Source organism: Solibaculum intestinale, assembly GCF_040096205.1.
Classification (GTDB): Bacteria; Bacillota; Clostridia; order Oscillospirales; family Acutalibacteraceae; genus Solibaculum_A; species Solibaculum_A intestinale.
The window spans coordinates 1-12872 of sequence record NZ_JBBMFD010000035.1 but is presented as its reverse complement, the minus strand read 5'-3'; the positions used below and the strand labels follow the sequence as shown (position 1 = coordinate 12872).

At 56.3% G+C, this 12872-nt stretch carries 8 protein-coding genes; 2 read left to right on the top strand and 6 right to left on the bottom strand.

Annotation, left to right across the window (positions count from 1 at the left end; all coding sequences use genetic code 11):
* Positions 1–112 precede the first annotated feature (112 nt).
* Entirely contained in the window at positions 113–1468 is a 1356-nt protein-coding gene (locus WMO26_RS12675) for a polysaccharide deacetylase family protein (protein WP_349220931.1), read from the bottom strand.
* Between the two features lie 332 nt (positions 1469–1800).
* Between WMO26_RS12675 and WMO26_RS12670 the strand changes: the two genes are divergently transcribed.
* On the top strand, positions 1801–5736 hold the full coding sequence (locus tag WMO26_RS12670) for a cadherin-like beta sandwich domain-containing protein (protein WP_349220929.1): 3936 nt from the start codon (positions 1801–1803) through the stop codon (positions 5734–5736).
* A gap of 169 nt (positions 5737–5905) precedes the next feature.
* Here the strand turns inward: WMO26_RS12670 and WMO26_RS12665 are convergent, their stop codons facing one another.
* From WMO26_RS12665 to ypeB, 5 genes are all read right to left on the bottom strand, one after another.
* Positions 5906–6220: a VOC family protein gene (locus WMO26_RS12665; protein ID WP_349220927.1), complete on the bottom strand. Its 315-nt coding sequence runs from the start codon at positions 6218–6220 to the stop codon at positions 5906–5908.
* 457 nt (positions 6221–6677) lie between these two features.
* Positions 6678–7757 (bottom strand): DUF3048 domain-containing protein, encoded by a 1080-nt coding sequence (locus tag WMO26_RS12660; RefSeq protein ID WP_349220925.1) that lies wholly within the window; start codon positions 7755–7757, stop codon positions 6678–6680.
* A 35-nt stretch (positions 7758–7792) separates the two neighbouring features.
* Entirely contained in the window at positions 7793–9154 is a 1362-nt protein-coding gene (locus WMO26_RS12655; protein WP_349220923.1) for a TrkH family potassium uptake protein, read from the bottom strand.
* 345 nt (positions 9155–9499) lie between these two features.
* On the bottom strand, positions 9500–9748 hold the full coding sequence (locus WMO26_RS12650) for a hypothetical protein (RefSeq protein WP_349220922.1): 249 nt from the start codon (positions 9746–9748) through the stop codon (positions 9500–9502).
* Positions 9749–9874: 126 nt separating this feature from the next.
* The gene (gene ypeB, locus WMO26_RS12645; RefSeq protein ID WP_349220920.1) at positions 9875–11230 is read right to left on the bottom strand and encodes a germination protein YpeB; all 1356 of its coding nucleotides are present in this window, start codon (positions 11228–11230) and stop codon (positions 9875–9877) included.
* Positions 11231–11449: 219 nt separating this feature from the next.
* Between ypeB and WMO26_RS12640 the strand changes: the two genes are divergently transcribed.
* Positions 11450–12832, top strand: coding sequence for a glycine--tRNA ligase (locus WMO26_RS12640; RefSeq protein WP_349220918.1), 1383 nt, complete (start codon positions 11450–11452; stop codon positions 12830–12832).
* Positions 12833–12872 lie beyond the last annotated feature (40 nt).

Genomic DNA, 12872 nt, shown 5'->3' with positions numbered 1-12872 from the left:
CCCCCCCCCCCCCCCCCCCCCCCCCCCCCCCCCCCCCCCCCCCCCGCCTTCCCTTATTTATTCGTGAGAAAAAGCGTGTGTACAAACGTATTCCAATCGGGTGCATCCACCGCTATTCCATCAAATCTTCCACCGTTACGAAGGTATATCCCTGTCCGGGCAGTTCCTCCAGGAGAAGCCTGACCGCTTCGGCGGTGGCAGGGAACTGGTCGTGCAGCTGAATGATACATCCGTCGTACACCGAAGCCAGAATCTCGTCCGCCAGAGACCGCCCGTCCTCCGCCCGCCAGTCAGCGGGCTGCAAATCGGGCAGGACTACCTGCATCCCGTCGAGGGTCTTGACCTTGGCGCCCACCGCTTCATAGGGTGGACAGATCAACGTGGGAGAAACCCCGGTGACGTTCGAGAGAGCGGCATTCGCTTTTTTGAGCTGGGTGGACACGTCCCCCGGCGACAGGGTTTCCAGCTTCTTATGGGAATTGGTGTGATTGCATACGGCATGCCCTTCCAGCGCCATGCGCCTGACCAGCTGAGGCTGATAGGGTACCCGGTTTCCTAGGGGACAGAAGGTGGCCCGGGCCCCATGGTTTTTCAACTGGTCGAGGATCTCGCCGGTAGTGTCTGCAAAAGGCCCGTCGCAGAACAGGAGGGCCACTTTCTTCTCGTCCGGCGAAACCGGCACGGTATCCCGCTCAGGGGCAAGCGGAGGATTGGGCGGGCCTTCTTTCTGAAAATCACTTGTATCGGGAAAAGCAAAGAGCGAGACGCTATGCAGCAGACGCAAAGGAATCCTTGCCTGCAGCGTCTCGCCGTCCTCCTGCGGAAAATACAGGCACAGCATCTCTCCGTCCAGAACAAAACAGTCGATCTTCTCCGGCCCGGCCAGCTGCTGCCATTGCTCCTGGGACCAGGAAGTTTTGGAGGGGTTTTCCTGCCGCAGGCGCTCGATGGCATAGTCGGACAGACGCTGCAAATAGTCGGACTCAGGAAGGAAAAAGTCTCGAAGCTCCAGGGAAGCACCGGTATTCAAATCATAGGTGCGGGTCAGAAGGCGGTGATCCTCCGGCCCATCGGAAACCGCCGAGAAACAAACGCTTACCAAGGACGGATTGAACCGGGTCAGCTCATAGGACAGGTTTAGCTCCCTGTAAGAAGGATCCTGCCCCTCCCCGGCCGCCTCGTACCTTTTTTTCTCCTCCTTTACCAGTGCGGCAAGCTCCTGGTCAACGGCTGCATTCCCGGTGACCGGATAGGAGACTGCCACCGCGTCCGGCCGGCCGTAGGAAATCTCCGTCTGGATGGAAAGTCCGGTTTGGGGATGAGCGGCCGCGGCAGGATCGTACAGAAAGGGCCTTTCTTTGGTATCCGGCCGCGCAAATACCGCTAGGAGCACGGCGGCCACAAGCAAAAGCACACCGCCTCCCAAGGCCAGTATTTTTCTTTCCCGTTTCACAAGCGTTTGTTTCATCCGTCTTCTCCTAGCCTTTGCATTCTTAGACAATTGTACTGTATGCCGCACTTCCAGTCAAATGGAATTCGTGCTTTTTTCTGTGTTTTTTGCGAATTGCCGTCCTGGTATTTCTTCGTCATTCTGCGTCCTTTTCAGACGAAATCCTGATTTTTTGCACATCCGCGTGAGATACTCTTACAATTTAATTGCGCAAATTGCTTTACAACAGGGCGAATTTCGTTATAATAAAAAATGTGTCGAATTTGTAACCATTCTAGAAATTATTCATTTCATATCCGCTCCAGAAATGTCTGAATTTTACGGTCATTTGCCGTTATCGGAGGTATCTTATGAAACGTTCCCTCTCTCTGCTCTTGTGTGTCCTGGTACTGCTGACCGGAATCTCCGGCCTGGTCTTCGCCGCCGACTCCGGTTCGGTCAACATCGCCGACCCGACCCTTGCCGCGGCGGTACGCCGGGAGCTGGGCCTTTCCCCCTCCGATTCACTGACCCTGACGGAGCTTAGGCGCTTGGAGGTGCTGGATGTAAGCGGTCAGAGCATTGTGAGCTTTGCGGGGTTGGAAAGCGCGGTCAACCTGCGCCGCCTGACCGCGGCTAACTGCCAGCTGCAGGACACCACCGCTCTGACCGGTATGACCGGCCTGGAGGCACTGGACCTGTCGGGCAACACGCTGACCGATTTAAGCTTTCTGACCGACGCCCACCAGCTTCAGCAGCTTTACCTAAAAGGCACCTCCCTGACCAGCGTAAGCGGCTTGGAAAAGGTGGCCTCCTCTCTGCTGGTGCTGGACGTTTCGCAAAACCAGGTGGCTGATCTTTCTCCCCTTGCCGGCCTTTCCAAGCTGACCATGCTGGACGTTTCCGATAACCCCGCAACTGACTTAAGCCCGATAACCGGCTTTGGGAAGCTGGGCGTGCTGTACGCCAACTCCCTGTCCCTCTCCTCTGTGTCCGGCATTTCCAGCCTTGCAGGGCTCAAATCCCTTCAGCTCAAAAACAATGCCATTGCCGACCTTTCTCCCCTGCTGTCCCTGGAAAGCCTCATGGACCTAGATGTGACGGCCAATCCCTTGGACTTTACGTCGGAGAATTCCTCTAAGGACGCCATTGCAGTCCTGGAAAGTAAAGGCGTGCTCGTCCAGTACGATCCTCCGGAGGAAGAGAAGCCGATTTTGTCCAACAAGCTCAAATCCTTGTCGGTCAAGGACGTGGCTCTGGACCGCCCCTTCGACCCCGACGGCGAAAGCGACACCTATTCCTGCACCGTGCCTTATGAAACCGCCTCACTTACCATTACCGCGGTGGCGCAGGACAGCGAAGCCACGGTCCGGATTTACAACAACGCCCTTGTTCCCGGGGAAACTACCGATGTAATCGTAGAGGTTTCCCGAGACGGAGTGGATCCCCGCAAATACACCATTGCCGCCACCCGGGAGAATAAGGCTCCCGATCCGGTGGCCCCGCCTTCCAACAAGCTGACGGCTCTGGCGGTGGACGGCGCCGAGTTGGATCCCCCCTTCGATCCCGAGAGCGAGAACCTGGAATATTCCTGCACCGTTCCCTATGAAACGACGACTCTTTCCGTGGTGGCCAAGGCCGAACATCCGGACGCGGTCATTATGGTGTACAACAATACCCTGCTGGCCGGAAAAACCACCGATGTGAAGGTGGCGGTATCCTTAGCCGGAGTGGGCACACGCAACTACGTCATCCACGCCACCCGTGAGGCAGCGCCGCCCACCCCCTCCGAGCCTTCCTCCTCCGAGCCGGAACCCTCCGTTCCCAGCTCTTCTCAGAGCCCCTCTTCTTCCGAGCAAAACCCCTCTCAGCCATCCTCCGTTCCCAGCTCTTCCTCCCAGCCGGGCTCCTCTTCCGCTCCGGGCAGTTCTTCCCAGGGGAGCGGCGGTTCTTCCACCGAAGCGTCTTCCAAGCCCTCCGGCTCTTCCCAAGGCGGCAACTCTTCGAACTCCGGTTCGTCATCTTCTCCCTCCGATTCGCACGCGCCCTCTCCCAGCGATCCGGGCGTTTCTTCCCAGTCGCCCAGTTTGAACACCAATCCGCCCTCCGGTTCTTCGGGCAGCCAGCCTACACAGGAGCCGGACCCAGTTAAAACTTATTCCACCAAGCTTTCTTCCCTGACGGTGCTGGGCGCTTCCGATTCCTCCTACCGGCAGGCTGTGCCGGTACAGGAAGACAGCATCCTGCTCACCTGCACGGTGCCCAGTTCCGTTTCACAAATTGATATCGACGCCGCCTGTATAGACGAGGAAGCGTCCATCTCGGTAATTGGGAGGGAACTGCCTCCCGGCAAAACGGTGCCGGTCTTCATCGGCGTCTCCCATCCCCAGCTTCGCACCCGGTTCTACATCCTGTTGGTGACGCGGGAAGCGGAAGAGACCACGGCCGCCGGGCTTTCTCTCCCTTCGGATGTGGCTTCCACCCGGTTAAAGGAACTGTCGGTGGCGGAGGCTTCCTTAAGTACGGCATACAGCATGTATAATCCCTTCGAAACCTATTCGTGCATCGTTCCGGCCGAAACGGACGCGCTGACCATTCAGGCGGCGCCGGCGGACGACAAGGCCACCGTCACCATTGAAAACAATGATCTCAAGCCCGGAGCCACCACCACGGTGCGCGTTACGGTTTCCCGGGAAGGGCTTCCCTCCCGGCATTATGAAATCAAGGTCACACGGCCCGCGCCGCCCGTGCAGACACCCAGCGCCCAACCGGAGGCCACGGCCTCCAACCGGCTCGCGGAGCTTGCGATTGCAGGCGTTACCCTCGATTACCCCTTCCGGGTGCAAAACCGCGGAGAAACCTATACCTGCACTGTTCCCTACGATATGAATGCCCTGGACATCAAAGCGGTTGCGGCCGACCCGGAAGCGACGGTGACCATTCTCAACAACGTCTTGGTCATCGGGCAGACCACCACCGTTTCCATCAAGGTGCAGCGGGCCGGGCTACCAACGCTGTATTATTCCATCCTGGCTACGCGTCCCGCCAGTCCTGGAGGGGGGACGGGTGGTACCTCTTCCACGCCTGCGGATTCCTCCGCCACCTCCAATAAGCTCAAGGAGCTGAGCGTGCGGGGAGTGGAGTTTGACTTTCCCTTCCGGGAGAATAACCCCGGCGAAACCTACGCCTGTATTGTTCCCGCTTCCATGTCGGCACTGGACATTACGGCCGTGCCGGTTGACCCGAACGCCAAGGTAAAAATCCTGTTTAATTCCTTGGAGCCCGGCAAAACCACCAATGTGGTGATCGCGGTCACGCCGGTAAGGGGAGATACCCTTTATTACACCATCAAGGCCACCCGGCCTGCAACCCGGGCGGTGCCCAGCGGAGCTCCGCCCACGATGACTCCCACTGCGCAAAAGGCGTTACCTGCACAGGTAACGCCTGTCACTCTTTCCGGGCATTCCAACAAACTCAAGTCTTTGGAGATTGAGGGCGCCACCTTCGTGGGGGTTCCCTTTCGCCCTACAAACTCAGGGGAAGACTATGAGATCATCGCCCCGGCAGGCGCTACAGAACTGAAAATCACCGCCGTTCCCATGGACAGCGAGGCCACCGTCAAGGTATATCGCAACCAACTGACCCCGGGCACCAGCTCTACCGTATCCATTGGGGTCTCTCACCCTGGGATGGATACCTTGTTTTACACCCTTAGAGTCACCGTGCCCGCCGGGGAAGCTTCTTCCTCCAAGGCCCCGGTGGTAAATACCGGTGTCAATGCCCTGAAGTCTCTATCGGTGGAGGAAGCGCAGATCAGCCCTGTTTACAGCACGGAGGACACCATGCGCATTTACTACTGCACCGTCCCCCATCATGTGGAGTCCCTCACCATTAACGCCGTTCCCTTCGAAGAGGACGCCAAGGTTACCATTACCGGGAACAACTTGGTGGCCGGTCAGGAAACCGCCGTCACCGTATCGGTAGCACGGCACGGGAAAACCACCCAGAATTACATCATCATGGCCACACGGGAGGAGGGATATGTTCCCCAGTCGCAGCAGGAGGCTTCTTCTTTGCCGGAGTCCTCCCTCCCGCCTTCCGAGCCTCTCCCGGAAAGCAGCACGCCTTCCCTGCCGGAGGAACCCTCCCAGGACAGCGCTTCATCCAGGCCGCCGGCCAATTCCAGCCGTTCGGCCTTGGGCATTTCCATTGCGATTCTGCTGATTTCCGCCGCCGTGGCGGTGACCGTGGTCTTTTTCAACCAGCGGCCCAAGCAGAAGAAAAAGTTCCCGAAGAATAAAGAATGATGCACCCGAAAAGGCCGCTCGGCTAAAAAATAGAGAACGACAAGGATGAAAATCCTCGCCGTTCTCTATTTTGCTTCATTGGTCTTATCCATGCAGGCCAACCGAATCCATTATTCTTTCGGCAGTGGAATCAGACAAAAAGGATGGCCGGCAGGATCTTTCATTGTAATCATCCCAGGTACAAACTGGGCACTCGCTTTTTGGCCCCAAGTTTTTCTGCAATGGCTACCGCCTCGTCGAGATTGCCCACCACAATGTCCAAATGTGCCATCTGTTGCTGTTTTCCGGCTTCTTCCGGCCAGGTGGGCGGTACATACCCCTCTGCATTTTGAAAGGTCAGACGAAGACGGCTAGGCAATTCAAGCTGTATATAATGTTCATTGCTTTCGATCATCTTCCCATCAAGAAGCTTTGCATAAAAATCGGCCAACGCATTCTTATCGGCAGAATCCAATACAACGGCGCCTACAAAAAATCCGTTCATAAACGGTGCTCTCTTTCTTTTTTATCAATTTTGTTATCCAGCCAAATGCTGTGGCTCCTTCATCGCCGGTATCATCCTTTCCATTCCGCTCGTTTCCCGTTTTCTACAGCCGCAATGTGCAAAAGAAAATCAAGGATTGGGAACGCCTCCCAATCTAAGTTTTCGTATGCGGCATCGTTACGGTCGAAACACAAAACACGTCATCAAATGTTCCCAGTATTTTTACCCGAAAGGAACTGTAATCTTTTGTGCAACGCCCGGTTTGGTTGGAGAACGGCAGCCGCAAACAGAGCCTTTCCCCATATCCCGCAACAAAACACAAACGGATCAAGCATCGCAGACCTTCAGGAGAAAAATGCTTGCAGCACAGCCGTGCTCTTTGCAGGCCATAGTGCTTGCGCCTAGCAAAACAGGAAGGCCGGATGCGAAACTGCATCCGGCCCTTTTGTCTCTTTTGTTATTCCGCTTCCACATCGATCTGCGTGGCGAGACCCACAAAGCAGATCCAGGACTTGCCGCAGTTAAGCTCCAGCGGCGTTCCGTCCTTGTTCATCAAGGTTAAGGGATTGTTTGCATCTCCCTTGCTCCACTTGATTTCCTCACAGCCGCCCATAGAAATGTACAGGCCTTCCCCGCCTTCCAGTTCAATGTTCATATGTCCCGCAGCATCATGGGAGTTCTCCACCTTGGTTTTGAGCACCAGAACGTTGGTGACCGCCACCTGCTTGTTGGTCCCATAATCCACCTGGGGCTCGCCGAACTGGGACTTTTTATAGACCTGGTTCTTCTCGTCGTAATCAAACACAGAGGTATAACTGGCCGAGAAGGGAACCGTCACTGAGGTGCACGCTTCCCCGGAGGGAACGCGGGTCTTGCCGTTTTCCAGGAAGGTAAAGGCGTTGGCGCCGGCCCGGATGTCGGTGCGGATGCCTTCCGTTGTGATCTTCTCCATCAGATGCTCGCCGTCGGTGACACAGCTGTGCACCGAGCCGAACTCCGCGATGCGCCCCTTGTCTCTCCAAATGGTTTTGGTATCGTAGTTTCCGTCCACATCGTCCACACCCATGGATTTGATCATAGCGGCCGCCTCGTCGCTGCCGCCCACGTGACAGTAAATCAGGTCATGGCCCTTTGCCAGCTCCACGTAACTGGGCCGGGCGCTGCGGATGGAACCGGTCTTGGGAAGGGACTGGATATCTGAATAGATGGCCAGAATTCGGGTGATCCCGCCCTCTACCAGCATTTCATAGCACAGGTCTGCGCCGGCGATGTTATTCTGGGGCACGGCGGAACGAATGTTGTTGATCATAATTCCCACCGGACGTTTGCCGATGCAGTTGGCAGGCAGATCGTCGAGCCCGGTCAGCGGATTAATCTTGGTATTGACGTTCTTCGGCTCCTCCTTGGAGGAAGTCGACTGGCCGGATGCGCCGCCGGAAGGGGCCTCGCTGGGCTCTGACGCCGGGGTGCATGCGCTTACCGACAGACAGACCGCCGCCGTCAGCAGAAAGGCCAGAAGTCGTTTTCCTTTTTTCATGTGCAGTTCTCCTTTTATTCAATCAAAATGGAAGATCATCCGACCAGAATCCGGCCCTCCGGCAGCACTTCGCTTTCGTGCTTTTGATCCCGTACCGTCAAAGCGAGCGCCAACGAAACCGGGCCCACGCGGCCGGCGAACATGGTGACAATTAAGATGAGCTTGGAGCCCAGCGTCATTTCCGGCGTGACCCCGGTGGAGAGACCCACCGTTCCAAATGCGGAAACCGCTTCAAAGAGTGCGTCAATGCTGGCGATGCCCTGCTCCTGCTGGCAATACATGATGACGAAAAACGCCACAAACACGATGAGACCTGAAATGGCCGCAATGGACAGAGCCCGGTACACCACCCGTTTGCTCACCTTGCGCCCCAGGACGATGGTGTCCTCCCGGCCGCGCACCACGCTGAGCACCGTCATCACCAGTACAATAAAGGTGGTGATCTTGATGCCGCCCCCGGTGGAACCGGAGGCCGCACCGATGAACATCAACGCGCACATAAGCATTTTGGACGGATCGTACATCGCGCCCACGTCCACGGAATTAAAGCCCGCCGTACGAGCGGAAACCGATTGGAAGAAAGACGCGAGGATCTTCTGGTCCATAGGCAGGTCCTTGATGGTGCCGGCATTGTTATATTCTATGAGGAAGAAGAGAAGCGCGCCGATTACAATCAGCACCGTGCTGAAAATCAGCACCACCCGCGTATGCAGCAGCAGGCTGTGCCCTCTGCGGTAGGACAGGATGTCGTTAAAAACAATAAAACCCAGTCCTCCAATGATAATGAGCGCGGAAATGGTCAGTAGGACCAGCGGGTCGTCATTATAATTGGTGAGACTGGAGAAAGGGCCCTCCCGCCCCAGGATATCAAACCCGGCGTTGCAGTAAGCGGAAACGGCGAGAAAAATTGAGATCCAGATCCCCGCGTCTCCATAAGCGGGAACAAAACGGAAGCTCAGAAGCAGCGCCCCCAGGCATTCTACCGTGAAGGATACTGCCACTACCAGACGCAAAAGCCTGGGGACGTCTTTGAGGCTGCCGTTGGAAATGTACTCGTTGGCAAGCTGCAAATCCCGGATTCCCAGCTTGCGGCGGATGGTCAGGGTAAAAAAGGTGGTAAAAGAGATCAGGCCCAGCCCGCCCAGCTGAATGAGCAGCAGGATGACCGCCTGACCAAAGCCGTTCCAATGAGCAAAGGTATCGAACAACACAAGGCCAGTCACACAGGTGGCGGAGGTGGCGGTAAACAGCGCGTCCTCCGGCGGGGTAAAGCTGCCGGAATTCGACGAGATGGGAAGCATCAGCAGAAAAGTCCCCACCACGACGATGGCGGCAAAGCTCAGCATAATCAGCCTTACATGAGGCATGCCACGCTTTTTTTGTTGCGCAATCCGCATTGTTCTCTCAACACCTTTTCTTTACTCAAAGAAGACCCGGCGCGAAACCACTCCGGCTATTATACCACCGACCATTTTCAGATTCAACCATAGAAATTCCCATGTTCCGCCCAGTTTGCTCCATTGGATGCAATTGACGCGCTGTTTTCACCCAAAACTCGTCTTACACGAAGGCATTCGGCAGGATACCGCGAATAAGTGAAAAGAATTTACTCTTGCCCTCTTTTCCCCGCCAGCCCGCTCAAGCCTTGGTATCGCTTGTATATGCCGCAGAAGTTTTTCTGAAACCAGAACAAAGGTGGAAGAATGTTGATTCTTCCACCTTTGTTGGAACATCTGTGGTGATTACTTGCTGGAAAGGGTCGAGCTGAGGTCTGGCATACTGGGAAGCATGGATTCCACCGGCGGGATGGAAGGCACGTCGGAGACCTCGGACGAAACGTTCTGCGAGGTGGTGTTGGACGCGGCGGAACCTGCGGAAGAAGCCTTCGAAGAGCTGTTCGAGTCCGCACCGTCCGAGCAGCCGGTGAAAACCGCTGCGGTCATCGCCGCGAGAACGGCGAAAAGCACGATGCCTTTGGTAGGTTTTTTCATGTTGGTTTCACTCCTTATTCCGTTCCCGGAAAGCCGGGAATTTTCTGCAAGAATACACAGCGTTTGGGGCCAAGCTGTCTTGACCGGTATTAGTGTGCACCGAAACCGGTATTTTATGACCGTTTTTTATAATGCGAGCACGCCGCCGTCCGATTTGAGCAAAATGAGAATCCGTTCTTCCGCGCCGGTCTTCACGTTGACATAGACTAAAATTTCCTCCTCATTCTGGCCGGTACAGCGGAATTCGTAGCACTGGGCCTCCGTTCCGCCGGACAGCGGAATCAGGGCCTGGGACACCTGGTTGACCGTAAGAAGCTCGCTAAGTTTTTCTCTGGCCTGGTCTTCGGAAACCGCCGGTGTTTCCAGGGCCCGGTCAGTGTGGTTCATAACAAAGCCGCGGGCATCGAAGAGGACGATGGAGCCGTCGTCCAGGGCGACGCCTACCTTAATCAGATCGGTATAGCAGGTCACGCCCGACTGGGTATAGGCAAAATTGATGGTACAGATGCCGTCGGAGGTGAAATAATAGGTTTCCTTCATATCGGGCATGCCGTGGTTTTGCAAAAATTGAGTCGCCTTTTCCACCGCTTCCTCCATGGAAAGCTTCTGCTCGCCCACATAGCGGGAGTCCAGGTAATAGGACACGAGACCGCCGGGCTTGGTTACATTGATATACACGTCGCCGCTGGTGAAGTTATAAGACGGGATGACGCCCGCTTCTTCTCCCGCATCGGCTACGCTCCCTGCATCCACCGACAAAAATTGGGCGGCTTTTGCACGGCACTCCTCCTTGGAGGCCTCGCTGCGGCCTTCCAGGTATTTGGCGCGCTGCTGAAGGATATGGTCGGAGAAAGGCCCGTCGTAGATGAGAGAGGGATATTCGGCGAAGCTGTCCTCAATTTCAAGAAAACCGTCGTCTATAGAGGGATCGGGCTGTTCATTCATCAGCTGCATGGTGGACTGCACGCCGCCGAGCTGGATGGTACCGGCGTAGATTTGCTCCATGAGGGCCTGGAGAGCGTCATTGAGCTGACGGGCGTAGTCGGCTAGCTTCTGCATGCTCTCCCGTTCCTGCTGGCTGATCTCCCCGCCGTTTTGCAGCTTTTTGGCCAGGGACTTGGTGAAGTCCCCCACCTGGGAGATGAACTTGGTGGTGTTGTCCAGGTGCAGGTCGGAAACAGGAAGCTGACTTAGGCAGCTCTTTGCGGAAGCCGCGTCGTTTGCGAGGACGCTGGCGATGCTGCCAAACTGGTTGGCGGTGCCCGCATACATACCCTTGCTCAGGGAGACGTTGATGTTGTCAATATACTGGGTCAGGTCGTCCAGCGCTCGCTGGTACGTGTATTCCACACTGCGCTGATACTGGTCGGCGCGGGAATAGCCGATGGCGGTGTAGATGGAGAGGGCGGTTATGATTGCCAGGGTGAAGGTAACCACGCGCACAATGGTGCGGCGTCTGAGTTTCAGGAGGAATTTCCCCATTGCGGATTCATCCTTTCGTTTCGCAGCGTATTCGTTTACCGGCGCGTTTGTTTATCACGCCCGCGTTTCGTCCTGCCTATTTTTCCCGGCCGCAGGCGGATTATACGTTGGTTTTTCCCTCCCGTCCGCCGGCCCGAAGACCGCGTTTTTCTTGACTTTTTCGATTGCAGGCTGTACTATGTTTTCATATGACTGAAAATCAAGCGGAGGGGACGCATCATGCTTTCAAACAGCGAAAAGACCATGGAAAAAATCGTAGCGCTCTGCAAGGGCAGAGGCTTCGTCTACCCGGGCTCGGAAATCTACGGGGGACTGAGCAACTCCTGGGACTACGGCCCTTTGGGTGTGGAGTTTAAGAACAACGTAAAGAGGGCCTGGTGGCGTAAATTTGTGCAGGAATCCCCCTATAACGTGGGGCTCGATTCCGCCATCCTGATGAACCCGCAGGTATGGGTGGCTTCCGGCCATGTGGGCGGCTTCTCCGACCCGCTGATGGACTGCCGGGACTGCAAGACCCGCCACAGGGCCGACAAGCTCATTGAGGATTCCGGCGTTCTTCCGGCGGGCTGGTCCGACCAGGAGATGCAGGATTATATTAAGGAGCATCACATCTGCTGCCCGGAATGCGGCGGCTGCAATTTTACGGAAATCCGCAAGTTCAACCTGATGTTCAAGACCTTCCAGGGCGTCACCGAGGACGCGAAGAGCGAAATTTACCTGCGTCCGGAAACCGCCCAGGGCATTTTTGTTAACTTCCAGAACGTCCAGCGCACCACCCGCAAGAAGATCCCCTTCGGCGTGGGCCAGGTGGGCAAGTCCTTCCGCAACGAGATCACCCCGGGCAACTTCATCTTCCGCATCCGGGAGTTTGAGCAGATGGAGCTGGAGTTCTTCTGCAAGCCCGGCACCGACTTGGAATGGTTCGCCTACTGGAAGGACTACTGCAAAAACTTCCTGCTGTCTCTGGGGCTAAAGGAAGAGAACATCAAGCTGCGCGACCATGAACAGAAGGAGCTGTCCCACTATTCCAACGCCACCACCGACATTGAGTTCCTCTTCCCCTTCGGCTGGGGCGAGCTGTGGGGCATTGCCGACCGCACCGACTTCGACCTGACCCAGCACCAGAACCATTCCGGCAAAAGCATGGAATACTTCGACCAGGAAGCCAACGAACGCTACATTCCCTATGTCATCGAGCCCTCTCTGGGCGCCGACCGGATGGCCCTTGCGTTCTTGTGCGACGCCTACGACGAGGAAGTGGTGGACGAGGCGAAGAACGACGTCCGCGTGGTCATGCGGCTGCATCCGGCGCTGGCTCCCTTTAAGGCGGCTGTCCTGCCCCTTTCGAAGAAGCTCTCCGAGCCGGCCCGGGAGGTTTACGCAACGCTCGCCAAGAAATTCATGGTGGATTACGACGACGCCGGTTCCATCGGCAAGCGGTACCGCCGCCAGGACGAAATCGGCACCCCCTACTGCATCACCTTTGACTTCGATTCGCTGGAAGACCAATCGGTTACCATCCGCGACCGGGACACCATGGACCAGGAGCGCGTCAAGATCGATGATCTGCCCGCTTGGATCGAGAGCAAGCTGGAATTTTGACGGTATGAAAAGCCGCGCCGGACGTTTCGAGTCCGAGATC